The 21,349-nt window shown below is 75.6% G+C and carries 20 protein-coding genes and 1 pseudogene; 11 read left to right on the top strand and 10 right to left on the bottom strand.

Going from position 1 to position 21,349, the window contains the following annotated elements; all coding sequences use genetic code 11:
• Positions 1-42 precede the first annotated feature (42 nt).
• From ACWEQL_RS15070 to ACWEQL_RS15060, 3 genes are all read left to right on the top strand, one after another.
• Positions 43-735 (top strand): bifunctional 4-hydroxy-2-oxoglutarate aldolase/2-dehydro-3-deoxy-phosphogluconate aldolase, encoded by a 693-nt coding sequence (locus ACWEQL_RS15070; protein ID WP_452150673.1) that lies wholly within the window; start codon positions 43-45, stop codon positions 733-735.
• A 227-nt stretch (positions 736-962) separates the two neighbouring features.
• Positions 963-2,609 carry an alpha-amylase family glycosyl hydrolase gene (locus tag ACWEQL_RS15065; RefSeq protein ID WP_452150672.1) on the top strand — a complete coding sequence of 549 codons (1,647 nt, stop codon included), beginning with the start codon at positions 963-965 and terminating at the stop codon, positions 2,607-2,609.
• A gap of 135 nt (positions 2,610-2,744) precedes the next feature.
• Positions 2,745-3,875, top strand: coding sequence for a hypothetical protein (locus ACWEQL_RS15060; RefSeq protein ID WP_452150671.1), 1,131 nt, complete (start codon positions 2,745-2,747; stop codon positions 3,873-3,875).
• Positions 3,876-3,893: 18 nt separating this feature from the next.
• Here the strand turns inward: ACWEQL_RS15060 and ACWEQL_RS15055 are convergent, their stop codons facing one another.
• The 3 genes from ACWEQL_RS15055 to ACWEQL_RS15045 form a co-directional block, all read right to left on the bottom strand.
• The gene (locus ACWEQL_RS15055; RefSeq protein WP_452150670.1) at positions 3,894-4,559 is read right to left on the bottom strand and encodes a hypothetical protein; all 666 of its coding nucleotides are present in this window, start codon (positions 4,557-4,559) and stop codon (positions 3,894-3,896) included.
• Positions 4,560-4,653: 94 nt separating this feature from the next.
• Positions 4,654-5,424: a (2Fe-2S)-binding protein gene (locus ACWEQL_RS15050; protein ID WP_452150669.1), complete on the bottom strand. Its 771-nt coding sequence runs from the start codon at positions 5,422-5,424 to the stop codon at positions 4,654-4,656.
• Positions 5,421-6,110 carry a GNAT family N-acetyltransferase gene (locus ACWEQL_RS15045; RefSeq protein ID WP_452150668.1) on the bottom strand — a complete coding sequence of 230 codons (690 nt, stop codon included), beginning with the start codon at positions 6,108-6,110 and terminating at the stop codon, positions 5,421-5,423. Before ACWEQL_RS15045 ends, ACWEQL_RS15050 begins: the two co-directional genes overlap by 4 nt.
• A 143-nt stretch (positions 6,111-6,253) precedes the next feature.
• On the opposite strand from ACWEQL_RS15045, the gene ACWEQL_RS15040 reads away from it, so the two are divergent.
• Positions 6,254-6,775 (top strand): hypothetical protein, encoded by a 522-nt coding sequence (locus ACWEQL_RS15040; protein ID WP_452150667.1) that lies wholly within the window; start codon positions 6,254-6,256, stop codon positions 6,773-6,775.
• A gap of 430 nt (positions 6,776-7,205) precedes the next feature.
• Here ACWEQL_RS15040 and polX read toward each other — a convergent pair whose 3' ends face one another.
• Positions 7,206-8,933: a DNA polymerase/3'-5' exonuclease PolX gene (polX, locus tag ACWEQL_RS15035; protein ID WP_452150666.1), complete on the bottom strand. Its 1,728-nt coding sequence runs from the start codon at positions 8,931-8,933 to the stop codon at positions 7,206-7,208.
• A 658-nt stretch (positions 8,934-9,591) separates the two neighbouring features.
• Here polX and ACWEQL_RS15030 point away from each other — a divergent pair.
• The 3 genes from ACWEQL_RS15030 to ACWEQL_RS15020 all read left to right on the top strand — a co-directional run bounded on the left by ACWEQL_RS15030 (position 9,592) and on the right by ACWEQL_RS15020 (position 12,384).
• Complete coding sequence (locus ACWEQL_RS15030; RefSeq protein ID WP_452150665.1) at positions 9,592-10,191, top strand: hypothetical protein; 600 nt, start codon at positions 9,592-9,594, stop codon at positions 10,189-10,191.
• A 127-nt stretch (positions 10,192-10,318) separates the two neighbouring features.
• Complete coding sequence (locus ACWEQL_RS15025; protein WP_452150664.1) at positions 10,319-10,999, top strand: ArsR/SmtB family transcription factor; 681 nt, start codon at positions 10,319-10,321, stop codon at positions 10,997-10,999.
• Positions 10,996-12,384 carry an MFS transporter gene (locus tag ACWEQL_RS15020; protein WP_452150663.1) on the top strand — a complete coding sequence of 463 codons (1,389 nt, stop codon included), beginning with the start codon at positions 10,996-10,998 and terminating at the stop codon, positions 12,382-12,384. Before ACWEQL_RS15025 ends, ACWEQL_RS15020 begins: the two co-directional genes overlap by 4 nt.
• Before the next feature lie 16 nt (positions 12,385-12,400).
• Here the strand turns inward: ACWEQL_RS15020 and ACWEQL_RS15015 are convergent, their stop codons facing one another.
• Both ACWEQL_RS15015 and ACWEQL_RS15010 read right to left on the bottom strand, forming a co-directional pair.
• The gene (locus tag ACWEQL_RS15015; RefSeq protein WP_452150662.1) at positions 12,401-13,087 is read right to left on the bottom strand and encodes a DUF6629 family protein; all 687 of its coding nucleotides are present in this window, start codon (positions 13,085-13,087) and stop codon (positions 12,401-12,403) included.
• A gap of 449 nt (positions 13,088-13,536) precedes the next feature.
• Positions 13,537-14,391: pseudogene (locus tag ACWEQL_RS15010) on the bottom strand (DMT family transporter); the annotation flags it as partial.
• A 385-nt stretch (positions 14,392-14,776) separates the two neighbouring features.
• On the opposite strand from ACWEQL_RS15010, the gene ACWEQL_RS15005 reads away from it, so the two are divergent.
• A complete protein-coding gene (locus tag ACWEQL_RS15005; RefSeq protein ID WP_452150661.1) occupies positions 14,777-15,040 on the top strand; it encodes a dsRBD fold-containing protein in 264 nt (87 codons plus the stop codon).
• Between the two features lie 139 nt (positions 15,041-15,179).
• Here the strand turns inward: ACWEQL_RS15005 and ACWEQL_RS15000 are convergent, their stop codons facing one another.
• Positions 15,180-16,049, bottom strand: a complete 870-nt coding sequence (locus ACWEQL_RS15000; RefSeq protein ID WP_452150660.1) for an alpha/beta fold hydrolase — start codon at positions 16,047-16,049, stop codon at positions 15,180-15,182.
• A gap of 245 nt (positions 16,050-16,294) precedes the next feature.
• Here ACWEQL_RS15000 and ACWEQL_RS14995 point away from each other — a divergent pair, with 245 nt between their 5' ends.
• Complete coding sequence (locus ACWEQL_RS14995) at positions 16,295-16,729, top strand: MarR family transcriptional regulator (RefSeq protein WP_452150700.1); 435 nt, start codon at positions 16,295-16,297, stop codon at positions 16,727-16,729.
• A gap of 35 nt (positions 16,730-16,764) precedes the next feature.
• Here the strand turns inward: ACWEQL_RS14995 and ACWEQL_RS14990 are convergent, their stop codons facing one another.
• Positions 16,765-17,829 (bottom strand): AEC family transporter, encoded by a 1,065-nt coding sequence (locus ACWEQL_RS14990; protein ID WP_452150659.1) that lies wholly within the window; start codon positions 17,827-17,829, stop codon positions 16,765-16,767.
• Between the two features lie 118 nt (positions 17,830-17,947).
• Between ACWEQL_RS14990 and ACWEQL_RS14985 the strand changes: the two genes are divergently transcribed.
• Positions 17,948-18,403, top strand: a complete 456-nt coding sequence (locus ACWEQL_RS14985; RefSeq protein WP_452150699.1) for an HD domain-containing protein — start codon at positions 17,948-17,950, stop codon at positions 18,401-18,403.
• Entirely contained in the window at positions 18,390-19,808 is a 1,419-nt protein-coding gene (locus ACWEQL_RS14980) for a HEAT repeat domain-containing protein (RefSeq protein WP_452150658.1), read from the top strand. The genes ACWEQL_RS14985 and ACWEQL_RS14980 overlap by 14 nt, the downstream gene beginning before the upstream one ends.
• A gap of 65 nt (positions 19,809-19,873) precedes the next feature.
• On the opposite strand, the gene ACWEQL_RS14975 is transcribed toward ACWEQL_RS14980, so the two are convergent.
• Both ACWEQL_RS14975 and ACWEQL_RS14970 read right to left on the bottom strand, forming a co-directional pair.
• Complete coding sequence (locus ACWEQL_RS14975) at positions 19,874-20,524, bottom strand: HAD family hydrolase (RefSeq protein ID WP_452150657.1); 651 nt, start codon at positions 20,522-20,524, stop codon at positions 19,874-19,876.
• A 67-nt stretch (positions 20,525-20,591) separates the two neighbouring features.
• Positions 20,592-21,349, bottom strand: a 758-nt coding sequence (locus ACWEQL_RS14970; protein WP_452150656.1) for a carboxyl transferase domain-containing protein, incomplete at its 5' end; no start/stop codon positions are given.

The following is a 21,349-nucleotide window of genomic DNA, read 5'->3' as shown; positions in this document are numbered from 1 at the left end:
GCGCCCGCGCCCGTGACCGCGCCTGCGCCCGAGCCTGCGCCCGTGGCCGCGTCGGTGCTCGCGGCGCCTGTGCCGTCCGCCGCGACGGATGCGCTGATCGCCGCGAGGGAGGCGCTGGCCGCCGCGAGGGTGATCGCGGTGGTCCGCGCGCCGCGGATACCCGATGCCGCCGCGCTCTGCGCCGCACTCGCCGAGGGCGATATCACCTGGACCGAACTCACCTACACCACACCGGATGTGACGGAGCATCTGGCGATCGCGGCCACCGCGGCCGAGCGGACCGGCGGTGGATGGCGGGTCGGGGTGGGCACGGTGCTGAGCGCCGAGCAGGCCGAGCGGGGGATCGCCGCCGGCGCCTCCTTCCTGGTCACGCCCGGCTGCCGCCCCGAGGTGGCCGGGGCCGCGCATGCCGCCGCGGTCCCGGTGGTGCTCGGCGCGCTCACGCCCACCGAGGTCGCCCGGGCCGTCGACCTGGGCGCGGCAGCCGTGAAGATCTTCCCGGCCCGGGCCTTCGGCCCCGGCTACTTCAAGGACCTGCGCGGCCCCTACCCCGAGGTCCCGCTGGTCGCCTCCGGCGGTGTCAACGCCGGGAACGCCGCCGAGTTCCTCGCCCACGGCGCGCTCGCCGTCTGCGCGGGCACGGACGTGGTGCCGCCCGAGGCCGTCGCGGCCGGCGACTGGGCGGAGATCACCCGCCGTGCGCGGGCCTTCACGCAGGCGTGCGCCCGGGGGTAGCGGGGAGGCGGGCCCGGGTGGCGGATGCGCCCGGAGGCATCCGGGCGGGCTGTCGGGACGGCCGGGATTGGACGAGAATCTGAGACCCGGCCGACCCGGCCCCCGGCGCCCGGCACGTGCGGCGTGCCAGGGGCGCCCGGCGGGCAGGGTCACGTCCGGGACGCCCGCCCGGCACGTCCGGCACGCCCGCCCGGCACGCCCGGCTCTCGGCAGGAGGACCCATCACCATGACCTCGACCCGCCCCGGCCCCGACTGGCTGACCGACGCCGTCCTCTACCAGATCTACCCGCAGACCTTCGCGGACTCCGACGGCGACGGGATCGGTGACTTCGCCGGTATCACCGCCCACCTCGACCACCTGGCCTGGCTCGGCGTCGACACGGTCTGGCTCAACCCCTGCTTCGCCTCGCCGTTCCGCGACGCCGGCTACGACGTCAGCGACTACCTGACCCCGGCGCCCCGCTACGGCACCGCCGACGACCTCGCCGCCCTCGCCGAGGCCGCCCGCCGCAAGGGGATCCGGATCCTGCTCGACCTGGTCGCCGCCCACACCTCCGACCGGCACCCGTGGTTCCTGGCCGCCGCGGACGATCCGCGGGACCACCGCTACATCTGGTCCGACCGCCCGGTGGACGGCTTCGTCGCCTCGCCCGGCAGCCGCCCCGGCTCCTACCGGCCGAACTTCTTCGACTGCCAGCCCGCGCTCAACTTCGGCTACGCGCGCTCCCGTTCCGACGAGCCGTGGCGCCAGCCGGTCGACGCCGAGGGTCCGCGGGCCAACCGGGCCGCGCTGCACGCCGTCATGACGCACTGGCTGGAACTCGGCTTCGACGGGTTCCGGGTCGACATGGCCTCGTCCCTGGTCAAGGACGACCCCGGCTTCACCGAGACCTCCAAGCTCTGGACCGAACTGCGCGACCGGCTCGACCGCACCCATCCGCGGGCCGCCCTGTTCGCCGAGTGGGGCGACCCGGCCGCCGCCGTCGCGGCCGGCTTCCACGCCGACTTCTTCCTCCACTTCGGCGGCCCCGACCAGGGCCTGCCGCTGCGCTCGCTGTGGAACAACGACGCCGGCACCGTCGAGGAGTTCTGGCAGCAGGGGCCGTGCTACTTCGACGCCGAGGGGGAGGGATCGCCCGCCGCCTTCCTCGACGCCTGGCGCTCCGCCGCCCAACTCACCGAAGGCGCGGGCCACATCGTCCTCCCGACCGCCAACCACGACTTCTCCCGGCTCGCCACCGGACCGCGCACCGCCGAGCAACTCGCCGCCGCCTTCGCCCTGCTGCTCACCTGGCCGACCCTGCCCGCGATCTACTACGGCGACGAGATCGGCATGCGGTACGTCCCGGGCCTGCCCGACACCGAGGGCAGCGTGCTCGGCCCGCGCTACAACCGGGCCGGCTCCCGCACCCCCATGCAGTGGACGGCCGGCCCCAACGCCGGGTTCTCCACCGCGCCCGCCGACCGGCTCTACCTCCCGGTCGACCCCGATCCCGGCCGCCCCGACGTGGCTGACCAGCGCGCCGACCCGACCTCGCTGCTGCACACCGTCCGCCGCCTGATCGCGCTGCGCCGCACCCACCCGGGCCTGGGCGCCCGCGGCACGGTGGACGTCCGGCACGCCGGGTACCCGCTGGTGTACCTGCGGGACGGGCGCTACCTGGTCGTGGTGAACCCGCGGCGCGAGCCGGTGGCGGTGCCGTTCGGCGAGGTGGGGCTCGGCTCCGGGCCCGCCGGTGGTCCGGGCGACGGGCCCGGCGGGGCGGGGCTCGACGTCGGGAAGGCGCGCGGGCTGGACGTGAGCGGCGTACGGGTGCTGGACGGGGAGCTGCGGGCGGAGGGCTTCGCGTACGGGGTGTTCGAGCTGGTCTGAGCCGTTCCGGGGCGTGCGGACCCCGCCCGGGGACGGCCGGGCGGGGGCCGCGTGCCCGTTCCGCCGCGTTCTGGTTGTAAACTGCATCCATAGAAGTTGCATTTACCAACCTAATCGGAGGAGCGGGCGAGCCGCATGAGCCGTACACCCCACACCCCAGCCCCCGCGGCACCCACCCCGGGGCGCACGGCGCCGACCGCGGGGCACGCGCTCAAGCACCTCGCCGTCCACCTGCTCACGCCACTGCTGATGTGCCTCGGGATGGCGCTCGCCTACCAGGGCGCGTTCCACCGGCCGGAGCCGCACCACCTCAAGGTCGCCGTCGTCGGCACCGACGAGGAGGCCCGGGGCCTCGCCCTGGCGCTCCAGGCGAAGGCCGGCCCCGCGCTGGACGTCGGCACGCTGCCCAGCCGGGAGGCCGCCGAGCGGCGGCTGCTGGACCGCGAGCTGGCCGGGGCCTTCCTGCCGGACGCCCGGAGCCCCGAACTGCTCGTCGCCAAGGGCGGATCCGACACCTCGGCGATGGCCGCCGAGGCGGTGTTCCAGAACGTCACCGACCGGCAGGGCGTCCCGCTCGCCGTCACCGACCTCACCACGCCCAGCGCGGGCGACCCGACCGGCCAGGGCCTGTTCTTCCTGCTGGTCGCGCTCTCCATCGGCTCCTACGGGAGCGTCGCCGTGATCGGCGCGGCCGGCGGAGCGCTGAGCATGCGGCTGCGCGCCCTGGTGGGCCTGGCGGTCTCGCTGACGGTCAGCGTCATCGGCATCGTCACCGCCGGGCCGCTCTTCCACGTGGTGGACCACGACCCGGCGGCGGTCTGGGCCCTCGGCTGGCTCTACGCGGCGGGCGTCGTCGCCGTCGGCATCGGCCTGCACACCTTCCTGCGGCGCTGGACCACGCTGGCCATGATGGTGCTGTTCGTGATGCTGAACTTCACCACCTCGGGCGGCGTCTACCGCCCCGAGCTGCAGAACGGTTTCTTCGGAGGGCTGCACTCCTTCTGGACCGGTGCCGGCTTCCTGGAGGGCGCGCGCAGCCTGCTGTACTTCGACGGCGGCGCCGGTCTCGGCGGGCACCTGCTGACCCTGCTGCTGTGGCTGGCCGCGGGCTGCGCCCTGATGGCTGGCGCGGCCGCGTACGAGCGGCGGCGGCGGGGCGTAGGGGCAGTGGTGGTGGCGGCCGCCGGGGCGGGCGCCGGCGTCTCGGAGACCTCGGGTGCCTCGGACGCCTCGGAGGAGGGGATGGAGGAGGCGGTCCCGGTCTGAGCCGGTGTGGCGGTCGCCTCAGCCGGTGGACTCCGTGGACGGGGTGGCGGTCTTGTCGCTACCGTCCACGATCTTCGGCGAGATGGTGTCGAAGTAGATGCTGTCCGTGGCCGGGTCCAGGAAGAACCTGCCCCAGTACTGGGACTTGGTGACGCTGCGGTCGTACTCGGGGCTGGTCAGCCAGCGGGTGTCCCCGGGCAGTGAACCGGCCAGCGGGGGCGGCGGCCGGAGCGGGCCGGGTGTGTCCCCGCCGGGATCGTGGCCGGAGGGGCTGGCGGCGGGGGTGGCGGGCGGCCGGGCCGGCTCGAAGTGGTACGCGGGGTCGGTGGTGATGGCGGCGGCGGTGCCCGTCGGGAGGTGGGCGATGCCGACCAGACGGACCGGCCGGTCCGGGGAGGGGATGAGCTCCCGGCCGCTCGGGAACTGCGGGTAGTAGAAGAGCCAGTGCGGGTCGGAGAACTGGCCGATGGCCAGGAAGCGGCGCTGCAGCGGTTCGGTGTCGGTCCGTACGACGGTGCTGTCCGGGTCGACGGCGGGAGCGGCCTTGCCGGACCCGTCGTCGCCGGAGCAGCCGAGTGTCGTGCCGGCGACGAGCAGGGTCAGTGCGGCCGCCGACCAGCGGCGGGCGTTCCTCGTCCGGCCCGTCCGTCGTGCGTCCTGCTCGGTGTGACGCGCTCCGCCCATGGTCCGTCCCCCCGTACGCGACCCGCCCGATGATCTTCAGGCGATTGCGATGATCATAGTCGGGGGCCGTCGCCGCTTCGAGGGTTCGGGGGCGTCAGCGGGGCGGCCGGTCGAAGCAGCAGTCCCCGCACACCCCGGCACCCGGGCCGATGCGGTAGTACAGGCAGCAACTGGTGCGACGGACCCCGCGTCCGGCCGCGCCGGCGCGGAGGGTGCCGGTGAGCGGCTCGCGCTCCAGCAGCCGTTCGGCCAGGTCACGGGCCGTCCGTACGGCCTCGGGACCGCTCGCGGCGGCGTGGTCGTGCAGCACCCGCAGCGCGCCGACCAGCGCGGAGGCGGCGTTGCCCCACAGCAGGCGTTCGGCGACCGGCGCGGCCGAGCGGACGGCGGCCGCGAGCGGGGTCAACTGGCCGAGGACGACCGTGCGGTGGAGCTCCTCGGCCAGCTCCGCGGGGCCGGGCGCCGGGTGCGGTGTCCACGGGTGGGGCAGCCAGAGGTCGATCGGGCCCTGGTCCGGGACGCGGACCCGTGCCCGGTCGGGGTCGAGGTCGGGTACGGCGCCCAGCAGCATGGCCGCGCCGAGCCCGACCGACCAGAAGCGGGCGGCCAGGCCGAGTTGGAGGATCGACGCGGCCACCCGGGGCTCCGCCGTCCCGAGTCGGCGGCCCACCTCGCGGACCCGCCCGGCCAGCAACGCGTCCGGCCCGGTGGCGTACAGCTCGCGCAGCGGACGGAAGCCCGCGGGGGCCGGGGCTCCGGGTGCGGCCGCCACCTCCAGGGCGAAGTACGGTCCGACGGCGGCGAGTCGACGGTGGTCGGGGGTACCGGGGCCGTCGGGGGTGCCGGGGGCAGGGGCGGCGGTCATGCGGCGGGGCGGGCGGTGCCGTCGAACACGGCCGCGGTGACCGGCGAGTGGAGCTCCCAGCCGAGCGTGCGGTACAGGGCGAGCCCGTCCGCGGTGGCCACCAGGATCCCCCGCTCGGCTCCCAACTCCCGGACGGCGGTGACCAGTCCGTTCATCACGATGCTGCCCAGCCCCCGGCGGCGGTGCTCCGGCTCGGTCACGATCTGGTCGAACACCGCGTCCGTCCCGGCGCGGCCGACCCGCCCGGTGGCCGCGGGCCGTCCGTCCGTCGTCAGCACCCGGAGGTCGACGGCCCCGTCCGCGGCCCCGACCTCCACCCGGTACCCGGCGGGGACCGCCCGGGCCCGCGCCCGCAGCGGCGCGGCCATCAGGAACTCCGGCTCCTTCAGCAGCCACCCGGGCCCGAGCAGCGGCGCCACCCGCTCCCGCGCGGCGCACACCTTCAGCCACACGCCGGGTTCGGCGGCCGTCCCGGCGAGCACCCGCAGGACCGACGGCTCGGCCGACGGCAGCACGTAGCGGCGGACGTGGCCGGGCAGGCCGACCTCGATCCGGTGCCCGCCGTCCACGGCCACGGGGGCCGCGGTCCGCCGGGAGACCGCCCAGCCGGCCGCCCAGCCGTGCACGAGGACGGGGTCGGGGGCCGGGGCGGGGGCGGCGGACGGGGGCGCGTGTTCGGTGGACATCGGTCGGCCTTCCTCGGATGTCGGTGCGGGTCCGTACGATGCGGTGGTGACCACCGCCGGGCGCGGGCGGCAGCGTGCCGGGCGCCGCGGGGGTGATCACCCGGATCGTACGCGCACCCCGCGGTGCCCGACCCCCTGGACCGATGAATCACACCTCCCCCGCCTCCCTGTCCGCCGAGAACCTCGCCGAGTGGCGGGAGGAACTCGCCGCGACGCTGGCACCGTTCCTTGAGACCTTCGAGGCCGCGCACGGCTACGCGCCCGGCGAGAACGGGGCGGTGCCGGCCGACGAGGGCACCCTGGAGGTGGCCGAGCGCCTGCGCGCCAACCCGGCCGTCGCCCCCGACCTGGCGGCGGTGTACGAGGCCCTCGACGCGGTGGACCTCCCCGACATCGGGAGCGGCTACTTCGTCCACCCGGCCCGCTACGTCCTCGCCGACCTGGTGTACGAGGGCACCGTGGACGGCGACGGCACGATGGCCGACGCGGTGGTGTTCGGGAGCGACGGCGGCGGCCGGCTGTTCGCCGCCGACCTGGAGGGCCGGGTGCACCGCTCCCGGATCGCCTCGCGCGACAGCGAGTTCGAGCCCTACGCGGACGGGATCGCGGCCTTCCTGGCCGGACTGCTGCGCGCGGCGCAGGAGCGGGAGGGATTCCGGGCGTAACGGGGCCTGTCCGTGGCGACTTGGGTTCGGGGTGTGCCGGCCCGTGATGTGCCGATCGGCGGCGGGCCCCGGGTGGGCACGTCCCACCGGGTGAGTGGCCCCCGGACACGCGGAAGCCCCCGGACATGCGGAACCTGCGAGGCGGGGGTGGCCTCCGGACTCACACACGTCCTCCGGCCTGACAGTTCGATCGTCGACCGAGGTACCAGCGGCAGACCCTGATCCGTCTCGATCTGTCGCCACTGCCTCCTGCGGTCGAACTCCCTCAGCTACCTCGCAGGTCCACCTCCATGATGCGCCTCCGGTGCCCTCCGCACCAGGGTTTTTCCGCCGCAATTCATATGATTTGCGAGGGTGGCGAGAGGTGCGGGCCGGCCCGGCCGCGGCCGGCCCGCACCGGTTTTCGTCACCGGTTTCATCGCCGGCCGGGCTACCGGAGCGCGTCCTTGCGCAGGAAGCGCTTCAGCCGCTGCCACGGCCAGGTGTTGATCACGTCCTCGGTGGTCAGCCAGGCCCGCTGGGCGGTGCCGACCCCGAACCGGGGGTAGGCGAGGTGCGTGGTGGAGTGCGCGTCGCTGTCGATCGAGAACCGCACGCCGTGCCGCTTCGCCCGCAGTACGTCCTCGTCGCGCAGATCGAGGCGCTGCGGCGAGCTGTTGATCTCGATCGCGGTGCCGGTGCGGGCGGCGGCCCCGAAGACCGCGTCCAGGTCGACGTCGATCGGCCCGCGCCGCCCGATCCGCCGGGTGGTGAGATGGCCGATGACGTGCACGTACGGGTTCTCGCAGGCGCGGATCAGCCGGCGGGTCTGGGTGGCCCGGTCGGCGCCGAAGTGGGAGTGGACGGACGCCACGCAGACGTCGAACCCGGCCAGGAACTCGCCCGGCCAGTCCACCCCGCCGTCCGGCCCGATGTTCAGCTCGGTGCCGTGCAGCAGGCGCAACCGCCGGTGACGCCCGTCCAGTTCGCGCAGCCGGGCGCGCTGGGCGAGCATCTTCTCGTCCGTCATCCGCTGCATGACCAGGTCGGGGGCGTGATCCGTGACGGCGTAGTACGCGTAGCCGCGCGCCGCCGCGGTGTCGATCATCTCCTCCAGCGTGGCCAGCCCGTCGGTCAGGTCGGTGTGGGTGTGCAGGTCGCCCCGCAGGTCGGCCAGGGTGACCGGCTCCGGCAGTTCGCCGCGCAGGGCCGCCTCCACCTCGCCGCGGTCCTCGCGCAGCGGTGGCGCGATCCAGGGCAGGCCGAGCGCCTCGTACACCTCCTCCTCCGAGGACGAGACCACCTCGACGCCGCTGTCGGCGTCGAACAGCCCGTACTCGGAGAGCTTGAGCCCGGCCCGGACCGCCATCGCGCGCAGCTTGATGGTGTGGGCCTCGGAGCCCGTGAAGTACAGCAGCGCGGCACCCCAGTCCTCCTCCGGCACCACCCGCAGGTCCACCTGGACGCCCTTGGTGGTGCGCACCGAGGTCTTGGTCGGCCCGCGTGCGATCACCTCGGCCACGTGGGGGAGTTCGGTGAACGCGGTCATCAGGGGCTCGGAGTCCTCGGCGGTGGCGAGCACGTCGATGTCGCCGACCGTCTCGCGCATCCGGCGCAGGGAGCCCGCGTAGGCGCAGCGGGTGCAGCCGGGGACGGCGGAGAGGGCGGCGACGAGCTGCTCGGCCAGCTCGGTGGCGGCGTCGAGCAGGGTCCGTCCGCCGGACTGCCGCATCAGCTCGATGCCGTGCAGGATCTTGTCGCCGCTGCGTTCGCCGAAACCGGCGACCTCGCGCAGCCGGTCGGCCCGGATGGCCTCGGCGAGCTGGTCGACGGAGGCGATGTCCAGGTCCCGGTAGAGCGCCAGGGCGCGTTTGGGGCCGACACTGGGGATCGCCATGACCTCGCGCACACCCGCCGGGATCTTGGCGCGCAGCGCCTCCAGGGCCTTCATCCGCCCGGTGCGCAGGTACTCCGCGACCTTCTCGGCGGTGGACTTCCCGACCCCGGGGATCTGCTGCAGCCCCTTGGCGTCGAGCCCCGCGACGTCCTCCGGGAAGCCGCCGACGGCCCGCGCGGCCTTCTCGTAGGCGCGGGCACGGAAGGCGTCGCCACCGGTGATCGAGATCAGGTCGGCGTACTCCTGGAGCAGCTCCTGGACCTGGTCGTTGAGCCGGACCATGGGCTCAGTCTAGGTACGGGGACGGTGCCGGGGCGGTGCGGGACGGCCGGCGGGGTCGGCTGCGGGGGTGGTGTCCGGACGGTGCCGGGGCGGTGTGGTCCGGGTGGGGCGACCGGCTGCCGGAGGGGGTGCGGTGTGCTCCGGTGGCCGGGCGCGCCCCGCCGTTCGGGGGCCGCGGGGCCCGTCGGTCGGCGGGGTCGGCCGGGGTCGGGGCAGCCGCCGGCCGGATTGTCAGCGGCCCGGCCCGGGCGCAGGCTTGGCGGCAGGGGGCCGAACGCGGCCCGCCCCGGTGCGCCGCGCATCCGTCGGCGCGGGCCGGTGAGTACGAGGGGCAGCAATGGCACGCGGGAAGCTCTGGCGTCTGGTCGCCAGGGGCACCTGGGCGCGTGGCGGATTCGCGGGATTCGCCGGATTCGGCCGACCGGGTGATCGGGGAGTGTTCGGACGTCGTGGGGGCGACGGGGCCTCGGGGGCGTACGCCGAGGGCGCGACCTACGGGGGGTCGAGAGGCGAGAGAGGTGGCCGTGGCGGGCCCGGGGTGTCCGGGGGCCCGGGCGTGGTCGGCGGGCGTGGGGTGACCGGTCCGGGCGGCGGACCACCGGGCGGCGGCTCGGGGCGGCCCGGTGCGGCCGGGTCCGTGCGGCTCGGGGCCGCCGGGATGGCCGGGCCGCGTCCGCTCGCCCCGGCCGAGCTCGAACGGCTCCGCTGGACCGGCCGGCCCGAGGGCTGCGCCCCGGAGGCGCCGCACGTGCAGGTGGCCGAGGTGGTCCGGCGGGTGCTGCGCGGCGGCGGCCGGGCGCCCGCCGTCCGGACCAAGGTACCGGCCGACCTCCCGGTGGTGATCGCGGACGGGCGGCGGTTGGAGACGGCGCTGGCGGGGCTGGTCGACCACGCGATACGGCGCAGCCCGGCGGGCGCGAAGGTGCTGCTCAGGGCCGATGTGGTGACCGGGCGCGGGCGCGGCCCCGGCGGTGGTGACGGCCCGGGCCGTGAGGCGTCGGGCGGCGGGGCGTCGGGTGGCAGGGCCGGGGGCGGCGCGGGCGGCGGGGGCCGGGCGCGGGTGGAGATCCGGGTGGTCGACCGGGGCGGCGACACGGCCCCGCGGGCCCGTCCGTGGTCGCTCGCCGGGGCAGGCGCGGGGGGCTCGGCCGGGCCGGCGGCCGGGCTGGTCCGGGCGGCGGGCGGTCGCCTCACCGCCGAGGCGACGCCGGGGGGCGGGCTCACGCTGATGCTGGTCCTGGCGGTGGCCTCGCACTGATCCGCGGCACCCGTTCGACCGGGACGGTGCGCCGCTGACCTGCGGCGATGTTCCGATCAGGGGAACCGCAAAGACTTCTTTGCAAAAAACTGTTTGCAAAGAAGTCTTTGCGGTCTACTCTGCTGCCATGAGTGAGGAACGCGAAGGCGGGTGGCCGCACGGGCCCGACCCGGAGAGTCATGTCGTCATGGACGCCAAGGGCCTGCGGGCGCTGGCCCATCCGGTGCGGGTGCAGGTGCTCGGGCTGCTGCGCCGCACCGGGCCGTCCACCGCGACCCGGCTCGCCGAGCGGATGGGGCTGACCTCCGGCGCGACCAGCTACCACCTGCGTCAGCTGGCCGCCGCGGGCTTCGTCGTCGAGGACGAGGAGCGCGGCAACGCGCGTGACCGCTGGTGGAAGGCCGCGCACCGGACCACCTGGTGGCGCGACATGTCGCTGGCGGACGAGGAGCCCGAGGCGACCCTGACCTTCTGGCAGTCGGTGGTGGCCGCCAACGCGCAGACCGCGCAGCGCGCCCTCGGGGCGTACACGACCATGCCGCAGGACTGGCGGCACGCCTTCGACCTCAGCGACTGGCTGCTGCGGCTCACCCCCGAGGAGGCCCGCGGCCTCTCGGCGGAGCTCCTGGAGGTCATCAACCGGTACCGCCGGGACGACCCCGAGGCGACCGCCGAGCTGCCGGAGAACAGCGCGCGCGTCTCGCTCATCGTCCAGCTGCTGCCCGACCCCGAGACCACGGGGACGGCGGATGAGGACGAGGACAGGACCAGGACCGGAACGGACGACGGAGGGGAAGAGGGCTCATGACGACGACCACCGTGGCCGCGCCGCGGAGCATCCGGCCGCTGACCGGGGTGCTCGCCGCGATGGCGATCTCGCTCACCGGCACGCGCGTCTCGGCCATCGCACTGCCGTGGTTCGTGCTGGCCGCGACCGGGAGCGCCACCATGACGGGGCTGGTCGCCTTCGTCGAGTTGGCCCCGTACGTGCTGGTGAAGGCGTTCGCCGGCCCGCTCATCGACCGGATCGGCCCCCGCGTCGTCTCCTGGACGACGGACGCGGTGAGCGCGGTCGCGGCCGGCCTGGTGCCGCTGCTGCACGGCCTCGGTCTGCTGCCGTTCTGGCTGCTGCTGGTGCTGGTCGCGGTGATCGGCGGGGCGCGCGGGCCGGGCGACCTGGCGAAGGAGGTGATGGTCCCCGAGGCCGCCGACCGCGCCCGGATACCCATGGAACGGGCCACCGGGCTCTCCGGTGTCACCGAGCGACTGGCCACCACCGTCGGCCCGGCGGTCGGCGGGGCGCTGATCGCGCTGCTCGGCCCGATGGCCGGGCTGACCGTCAACGCGGTGACCTTCGCCCTCGGTTCGGTGGTGATCGGGCTCGCCCTGCCGCGCGGCATGGGCGGGGCGGCACATCCGGCGGGTAGCGCCACGGAGTCCGTGGAGCGTACGGCCGGAGCGGGCGAGCCGGACGCGTCCGGTGGGCAGCCCGGCTACTGGCGGATGTTCCGTGAGGGCTTCACCTTCCTGCGCCGCGAGCCGCTGCTGCTCACCGTGATCGTGATGGTGGGCCTCACCAACCTGATGGACGCCGGATTCCTGACCGTCATGGTGCCGGTCTGGGCCCAGGAGTCCGGCAGCGGTCCGGCGGGGATCGGCCTGGTGGGCACCACCTGGGGTGTCGCGGCGGTCTGCGGCAGCCTGATCGCGGCGGGCATCGCCCACCGGCTCCCGCGCCGCACGGTGTTCTTCGTCGGGTACCTGCTCGGCGGTGCGCCCCGGTTCCTGATCCTGGCCTCGGACGGTCCGATGTGGCTGGTGCTGGCCGTGTTCGCGGTGAGCGGCTTCGGGGCCGGCTTCATCAACCCGATCCTCAGCGCGATCCTCTTCGAGCGGGTGCCCCGCCACATGCTCGGCCGGGTCAACGCCCTGGGAGACTCCCTGGCCTGGGCCGGCATACCCCTCGGCGGTCTGATCGCGGGCGCGGTGATCGGCTCCGCCGGGCTGGTGCCCGTACTGCTCGCGACCGGTGCCCTGTACTTCCTGGTCACCACCCTGGCCGGCCTGCGACCGGAGTGGCGCGAGATGGACCGCCTGCGCGGCCTCGGCGCGGCGGGGCAGGGCCCGGACGACACCGCAGCGACCCGGCCGACCGCGATACCCGAGCCGGTGGACCTGCCCAGGGCCGCCTAGCGGGGGACGAGGCGGCTCAGGCGGGTGGGTGCTCCTGCGGGCGCGGCCGAGGCGGCGGGCCCGTCCAGCGGATGAGCACCACGCTCACCAGGGCCGCCAGCGCGCACCAGGTGGAGACGAAGGCGGTCTGCCAGAGCAGGGCGCACACCACCGCGCCGGTGCCGACGAGCAGGCCGAGCAGTCGCAGCGTCCGGTCACCGCTGACCAGCAGCGACCCGACCGTGGCCACCAGGTACCCGGTGAGCAGCAGGGCGGGGTGCGGCACGCCGACGCCGTACGCGAGCGTGTGACCCTCCGCGCGGGCGGTCACCGGGCCGGTCGCCACCGCGAGCGCCAGCGGTACGGCGACCAGCACGCCGAGGACGGCGAGGGCCGCCACCGTCCGACGGCGGCCGGGCGACGACGAGGCGCGTGTGGCACGCCACACCCCGACCGGGACCAGGACGGGCAGCACCGGTAGCGCGATCAGTGCCCAGACGGTGCGCGCCCACTGGGCCGGCGGGCCGTCGAACCGGCCCTCGGCGGCGAGCCACACGGCGGCCTCCAGCAGCTGGTGCACACCCAGCAGCAGTGGCAGGGCGGCCAGCGGCAGCAGCCCGCTCCGCCCCCGCCGCTCCGCGCGGCGGGCCCGCGCGAGGCAGATCAGCCCGGCCCCGCAGACCACGGCACCGGCCGCCAGATCCGCCTGCACGCTCCAGCACATCGGGCCTCCTGAGGGGCGAGGACGGTGAGCGTTCGGGGAACGGACGGCGGGGTGGTGAGGGACGGTGGGGCGGTGGTTCGGTGGAGCGGTGAACGGTGGCGGTGGTGGACGGAGACCGGCGGGTGGTCAGACGGATGGTGAACGTGGGGCGGCGATCGGGCCGGTTACCGGTCGCCGCCCCTGGTATCGGCTCCGCCGTCGGTACGGTCGTTGGTGCGGCCGTCGGCCGTGGCCCGTGGATCAGGTCGCGGGCCGGCGCGTTGGTCGGCGCGCGGGCCGGCCCGGGGATCGGCGCCGGCGCCGGCAGGGGCGTCGGGGTCGGGCCGGGAACCGGGGACCGGGCCGGAGCCCGAGTCCGGGTCGGCCACCGGGTCTGCCGCGGGCGCGGCGACGGAGCCGCCGTCCGCGCTGCCGGGTGCGCCGTCCCCGGTGCCGTCCCCGATGGCGGCCCGGTCGGTGCTGCCCGGCATGGCGGGGTGGCGTCCGATCACCACCACCCCGACCACGATGCACACCAGCCCGATCGCCTCCCAGGTCAGCGCGGCCGGGGTGAGGCGCAGTCGGTCGCCGAGGAAGCCGACCGCGCAGGCGATCCCGGCGATCGGCTGGGCGGCGGTCAACGCGGGCAGGGACATCCTCAGCGGCGCCGCCTCGAAGGCGCTCTGGACCAGCAGCAGTCCGACCACCCCGGCCGCCAGTACGGTGTAGGGCTGCCAGGTGCCCACCACCGCGCCCAGCCCGCCGTGGTCGAGCTCCTCGGCGGTCCACCGGGTGAGCGCGTCCTGCAGCCCGTAGAGGAGTCCGGCGGCGAGGGCCAGCAGCGTCGCCTCCTCGAAGAGCGGCAGGTGGCGGGCCAGGGTGACCAGCAGCACGGTCAGCCCGACCACGACCCCGATCACCAGCCACTGGCGCAGCTGACCGGCCTGTGGACCGCCGCCGGTGGGTTGGCCGGCCACGATGAAGACCGTCACGCCGAAGCCGAGCAGCAGCACCCCGAGCCAGCCGGAGCGGCCCAGAGTCTGGCGGGTCAGGACGCGCGAGAGCGCCATGGCGAACACGAGGTTGGTGGCCAGCAGCGGTTCGACCAGGGACACCTCACCCTGGTCGAGGGCCAGCGCGCTCAGGAGCAGGCCGGTGATCATGAACCCGGTACCGAGCACCCACTCGCGCATCCGGAGCAGGTCGAGCAGCAGTCGCCAGTGCAGCATGTCGGCACGTGGCGCCCGTTGCGCGGCGTGCTGCTGGAGGACGAAACCGAGACCGAGGCAGCAGGCCGCGCCCAGTGCGAGAAGGAAGACCACCACGGAGGGACCACCGAACGTCGCCGCCCGCGCCGTCGTCGGTGGGCCGTCGACGGTTGGTGTCGGCGGCCGGCGGTGTCGGCGCGGCGGGCGCTGGCCGTCCGGTCGTCCGGATCGTCATGTCCGCCCGGTCCGCCGGCCGACGCGGCGCGCTGTCGCCAGCCTACCGCCGGGGCCGCACCGCCGCCCTGTCGCGAGCCCCGTCACGGGCCCGTCGTCGGGCACGCCCGCAGGCCCGTCGTCGGGCCCCGCCACCGGTGGCCACTGCCGGTGGCCGTGGGGCGCGCGGCCGCCGCGCTTGCCGGGGTGGGCGGGGCGGGCGCACGCTGGTGTGAGCAGCCGTAATGGGCTGAACGGGCGCGACGGGGTCGGCGCCAGGAGGTGTGGGATGCACAACCAGTGGGAAGTCGAGCTGAGCTTCGAGGAAGACGGCGTGCACACGGGGTGCGACGCGCGGCTGACCGGGGCGAGAGCGCCGGGTCTCAGCGCGCACGGGGAGGCGGTCAAGAGCGCGGACGACCGGCCGCTCGCCCGCATCGGCGAGGAGGTCGCGGCCTCCCGGGCCCTGGAGGAGCTGTCCCGCAAGCTGCGGGCCCAGGCCACCGGTGAGATCGAGGACGAAGGGCACCGTCCCGGCTACCTGATCTACTGATGTCCTGCTGATCGGCGGTCGTCCGGGCCGGCCGGCCCCGTGCTGACCGGTCGGGCCCGGCCGGCCCGGTCCGTCGTGCGTCGTCGGCCGGGTCCGACGGGCTTCAAGGGTTCAACGGGCTTCAAGGGTTCAGGAAGGCTCAACGGTTCAGGAACTCACCGAGCCGGGTGTTGAGTTGCTCCGGGGCGGCGAACGGGAGCGTGTGGTGCGAGGTGCCCGGAAGGGTGGTCACCTCGCCGTGGGGGAGTGCGCGGGCGGCGGCCTCGGCGACCCGCCGGGGGTCATGGGTGCGGGTCCGCTCGGCGAGCACGACCAGCGTCGGGGCGGCCAGTTCGCGTAGGCGCTCGGCGGACGGGCGCGGGCCCGTGACGACGCGGGAGGCGGGGAACCCGGCGTGACCGAGGGCGAAGACCTCGGCCCAGCCCGCGTCCAGGGCGGTCCCGCCGGCCTCCCAGCGCAGGTAGGAGCGGGCGCGGTCGGCCGTGCGGCGCGGCAGGAGGAGCGGCAGCGCGCGCAGCAGGTAGCCGGGCCGGAAGCCGGCGAAGCACTGGGTGGGGTCCAGCAGCGCGAGCCGGCGGACGCGCCGGCGGTGGCGCAGCGCGTACTCGAGGGCGATCCACCCGCCGTACGAGTGGCCGCACAGGTCGGTCCCGTCGAGTCCGAGGTGGTCGAGGACCGCGTCCAGCCAGCCCGTCAGTCCCTCGACGCCGTCGAGCGGGCGGCCGGAGTGGACGCTGCGGCCGGGGTCGCCGATCAGGTCCACGGCGTGCACGCGGTGGGTGGCGGCGAGCGCCCCGACGGTGGCGAGCCAGACGGTGGAGGTGGCGCCGCCGCCGTGCAGCAGGACGAGCGGGCGCCCGTCGAGGGGGCCGCAGACGGTGACCCGGGTGGTGCCGTGCTCGGTGGGCACGTCGACGGTCTCGAACGGGACGGGCCAGCGGGCGAGCGTGGCATCGTAGGCGGCGAGGAAGGCCGGGGCGGCGGTCGTGGACTCGGGTCGTACGGGCATGGCGGCGGCTCCGGTTGTGGGCGTGCGGGCGGTGCGGCGCGTGACGGACGGCGAGCCGGGGAGCTTTCCCTCTCGCTGAACGATACTCTCGCTGAGCGAGACATTACCGGGCGGCGCCGCCGTCGAGGAAGAGGAAAGGGGACAGCCGGGTGGACGACGAAGCGAAGGCCGGCCGGGCGGACGACCGGGTGGATGGTCACGTGGCCGACCGGGCGACCGGCGCTGCCGACGACCGGACGGAGCCGCTGGGCCTGGTGCACCTGCTGCGCGGGCTGACGGTCGAACTGGATCTGTTCGGCGCCGAGTTCGCCGAGCGCCAAGGCCTGCACCCGACCGACCTGCGCGCCCTGATCCACCTCCTCGACGCCGCGCGCGCCGGAACGGTGGTGACGCCCGGACGCCTGGGCGAGGCGCTGCGGCTCAACTCGGCCGGCACCACCGGCCTGATCGACCGGATGGAGCGGCTCGGGCTGATCCGCCGCGAGCGCGACTCCCGGGACCGCCGGAAGGTGCGGCTCCTGGTGGAGGAACGGGCGATGGAGCTCGGGCAGTCCTTCTTCGGCGGGCTGATCGGGGACCTCGTGGCGGCGATGGGCGCCTTCGACGCGGCGGAGCTGGCCACGGCCCGGCGGTTCCTGGAGGCGATGACGGGGGTGGTGTCCGCCGCGCGCGAGACGTAGGACCCGCCGGTCGGTCGGGGGCCGGTCGGTGCAGGTCAGGACGTGCCCGGCAGTCGGCCGACCAGGGAGAGCGTGGCCATCGACACCAGGGTGGAGCAGAGCACCGCGTTCCGGGCGAGCGCGGCGCCGACGCCGTACTCGCGGGCGTAGGTGTACACGTTCTGGGCGGTCGGCAGGGCGGAGAACAGCACCACGGTGAGGAGTTGCGCCGGTGCCAGCCCGAGCGCGTACGCGCCGAACGCCCAGGCGGCGAGCGGCTGGACCACCGTCTTCACCGCCACCACCGCACCGACCTCGGCGAACCGCCCGGCCGCGCCGGCGGGCCGCTCCGACGGCCGCCCCGGCCCGCCGCCGTCCTCCGCGGACGGCCGGGCGTACAGGGACATGCCGAGGGCGACCAGTGCGGTCGGCACGCCCGCGCCGCCGAGGAGTTCGCAGGAGCGGGCGAGTTCGGCGGGCAGGCGCCACCCGGTCGCGGAGAGCACCGCGCCCAGCCCGGTCGCCAGCAGGATCGGGTTGCGCAGCGGCAGGGTGAGGACCGCCGTCAGTGCCGGCCGGCCGCGCCCGGAGTCCAGCACGGTCAGCACCGCCGGGGTGACCAGCAGGATCTGGAACAGCACCACCGGTGCGACGAACGAGACGTCGCCGAGCACCTGCACGGCCACCGGGATCCCGAGGTTGGCCGAGTTGACGTACCCGGCGGCCATCGTGCCCACCGCGCGCTCCCCGGTACGACGACGGGCGCCCCCGTCCTCGCCGCCGTCCTCACCCTCGCTGTCGTTCCCACCCCCGCCGGCGCCCTTGCCGTCACCCTCGCCGCCCGTAGTGGCGCCGCCCGGTCGCCGGGAGAGCAGCCGGAGGAGGAACAGCCCGAGGCTCATCGCGACCGCCGTACCCGCGACGAAGGCGAGCACGGAGGCGTTGGCGAAACGATCCAGCGGGGTGCGCGCGACCATGGTGAACAGGGCGGCGGGCATCGCCACGTGGAACACGAAGCGCCCGAGCACGCGCTCCCCGTGCGGTCCCAGCAGCCCGCTGCGCCCGACCAGGTACCCGACCCCGGTCAGGGCCCAGATGGGGGCGAATCCGGACAGCAGCATGGGTTCCTCTGAGGCCACGACGATTCGTACCCGCGCAGTCAACCAGGTGTTCGAACACGCACTCCGGCCGGGCCCCGGGTTCGTCGGCGCCGGGCCCTACCATGGCCGTGTGGAATACCTGAGCCTCGCCGAGGTGGAGTCGATCGCCCGCCGCGCCCACGAGGGGCAGACCGACAAGAACGGCCACCCCTACGCCGAGCACCTGGCCGCCGTGGCCCACGGGGTGGCGGCCCGTGGCGGCGGCGAGGACCAGATCGCGGCCGGGTGGCTGCACGACGCGATCGAGGACGACGCGCTCACCCGGGACTGGCTGGCCGCAGCCGCACTGCCCGAGAGCACCAAGGCGATCGTCGACGCGCTGACCAAACGTCCGAGGGAGGGGCCGGAGGGGTACGCGGCCCGCGTCCTCGCCACACCCGGCGCCCTGCTGGTCAAGCAGGCGGACCTCGCCCACAACGCCGACCCGGCCCGGCTGGCCGTGCTGGACCGGGCCACCGCCGACCGCCTCCGCGCCAAGTACGCCCACATGCGCGCCCTCCTCGGCCTGCCGGAGGAGACGGGTGAGCACGGCTGACGCCGCCCGGCGTCGGGCCCTGCTCGCCGCCGTGCTCCAGGGCGATGTGGCCGCGGCCGAGGCCGCGCTGACGGCCGGTGCCCCGCCGGACACGGCGGACGCCGCCGGGATGACGGTGCTGGCCCTGGCCGCCGGCCGGGCGGACACCCCGATGGTCGAGTGCCTGCTGGCGAACGGGGCTCGTGTCGACAAGCCCTCCACCGGCGGGCGGACGGCTCTGATGCAGGCCGCCGACGCCGGGGCGCTGGGCACGGTGAACAGACTGCTGGCCGCCCAGCCGCAGTTGTGGCTGCGCGACGACGTCGGGTGCGGCCCGCTGGACCTGGCCCGCGTGTGGTTCGAGGCCGACGATCCGGTGGTCGAGGCCATGCGGCGGCTGGGCCGTGAGGCCACGGCCACGGCGGGCGCCGATCCGGTCACCGTCGAGCGGGTCCCCGCCCGGGAGGAGGGGCTGGAGGGCGTCGAGGCGATCAGGGTGTGCGGACCCACGGGCTGTCTGGCGTTCCAGACCGGGCACGGCCCGATCGTCACCCTGCTGGAGCAGGTCTTCGCGGTACGGGTGCCGTACGAGGAACTGCTGCACCGGGCACTGGCCTGCCCGGACCCCGGGCGCACCGGCGACCCCGGGCACGTCGGCGACCCCGGGCACGCCGGCGACCCCGGGCACGCCGGTGACCCCGAGTACTTCGGCGACCCCGGGCACGTCGGCTACGGGTACGCGGTCATGGTCCTCGCCGATCGTGCGGACGAGGAGACCTTCGCCCGGGCCGCCGAGGAGTCGGTGTCCCCCGACCCGCGGCGCCGGCGCTTCGCGGCCGAGGTGCTGCTGCGCTACGGGCTCGGTACGGAGGAGTGGGCCAATGAGTTCCACGGCCGGACGGTCGACCTGATCCGGGCCCGGTCACGGGACGAACCGGTGCCGGAGGTCCTGGGGTTGCTGCTCAACGGGCTGGGACAGCACTTCGACCGGCGGGCGCTGCCCGAGATCGTGCGGCACCACCGGCATCCGGAGGCGGCGGTCCGGGCCGAGGTCGCCGGGGCGCTGAACCAGCTGGTCGGGGCCGGGGACGAGCAGGCGGTGGCGGCCCTCATCGAGCTGTGCGCGGACGGGACCGCCCGGGTCCGGCGGTCCGCGCTGCGGGCGCTGGGCGCTGTCACCCCGGGGACGCCGGAGATCCGGGAGCTCCTGGCCGCCGCCCTCGCCGACCCCGATCCCGACGTCGCGCGGGCGGCCGCGCACGGGCTCGGCCGGTACGACGACCCGCGCGCGGACGCACCGTTGATGCGGTGGTTGCTCTCGGATTCGGAGTCGACGCACCTGCCGTTCGAGTGCTTCGAGGGCTACGACGTGATCTGCCGATGGTCTGCCGAGCGCTTCACGGCGGCCCAGGACGCGGTGTCCTGACGTCAGGGCGGGGCTCCGGACGGGGGCGGTGGAAGCCCGCCCCGTCCGGAGCCTGCGCCCCGTGCTCACAACGCGGCGATGAGCTCCGGCAGTCGGCGCATGTCCTCGAAGACCACGGTGTCCGGGCCGGTCAGCCACTCGGCCGGGGTGATCCCGCCGGCGTAGCCGAGGGCGCGCATGCCGGCGGCCCGGGCCGCCTGGACGCCGTAGCGGCTGTCCTCGACCACCACGCAGGCGGCCGGGTCGACGCCCATCCGCCGGGCGGCGTGCAGGAAGAGGTCGGGGGCGGGCTTGCCGCGGGCGACCTCGGTGGCGCTGAAGATCCGGCCCTCGAAATGTCCGTACAGGCCGGTGCGGCCCAGGGTGTGGCGCATCTTGGCGTGGTCGCCGCTGGAGGCGACGCAGCTGGGCAGGGTGAGCGCGGCCAGGGCGTCGGGGATGCCGTCGACCGGGAGCAGGTCGCGGTCGACGGCCTCCGCGTGCAGCTCGGCGAACCGCTTCGCCCAGAGCTCGCCGGCCTCGGGGCCCAGCCGCTCGGCGACCTCGGCGCAGAGGACGGTGATCGAGCGGCCGATGAAGCGGTCGATGACCTCCTCGGCCGTGATCGGCCAGCCGAGTTCGGCGCCGAGGGCGACGTTGACGCGCACGGCGATGCGTTCGCTGTCGACGAGCACGCCGTCGCAGTCGAAGATGACGAGTTCGATCGGTTCGGTCATCCCGGCAGGATAGGTGAGGGTGTGTCAGTACCGGATAACCCCGGGCGGCCGGGGCACTGCCCGGCCGTCACCCCTCGACGAGGTCCCCCAGCCGCCGGTGCCGGCGGGCCCGGGCGGCGAGGCGGTCGACCTCCGGCTGCGTGGCCAGCTCGCCGAGGGCGGCGCCGACCGCGCGGCCGAGCCGTTCGCAGAACGCCTCCGGTTCCTCGGCGGCGTCCGGCAGTTCGGGCACCACGGTGTCCACCAGGCCGACCGCCGCCAGGTCGTACGCGCCGATGCCCTGGGCCCGGGCCAGTTCGGCCGCGTGCCCGCCGTCGCGGTGGACGATGGCCGAGGCGCCCTCGGGCGGCAGCGGTGCCAGCCAGGCGTTCTCGGCGGCCACCACCCGGTCGGCGGGCAGCAGGGCGAGCGCGCCGCCGCCGGAACCCTGGCCCAGCAGCACCGCCAGCACGGGCGTGCGCAGGGCGAGCAGCGTGGCCAGGCAGTGCGCGATCTCCACGGCGACACCGTCGAGTTCGGCCTGCGCGGAGAGTTCGGCGCCGGCCGTGTCGACCACGGTGACCAGCGGCAGGCCCAGCTGCTCGGCCAGCCGGGCGGTACGGCGCACCGCGCGCAGGTCGGCCGCGGTGAACGGCCGCTCCCCGTCCTCGCCCCGGCGCTGCTGGCCGACCACCAGCACGGACCGCCCGTTCAGCACCGCGAGCGCCCGGACCAGCGCCCCGGAGCGGCCGCCGGGCGCGTCCAGCAGCACCAGCTCCCCGGCGGTGCGGCGCAGCAGCCCACGGGCGCCCGGCCGTTCGGGGCGCCGGGAGCGGCGCACCGCGT

Source organism: Kitasatospora sp. NPDC004240 (assembly GCF_053603215.1).
The sequence above is the reverse complement of the archived record's forward strand: the minus strand, read 5'-3'. Positions and strand labels throughout refer to the sequence as shown.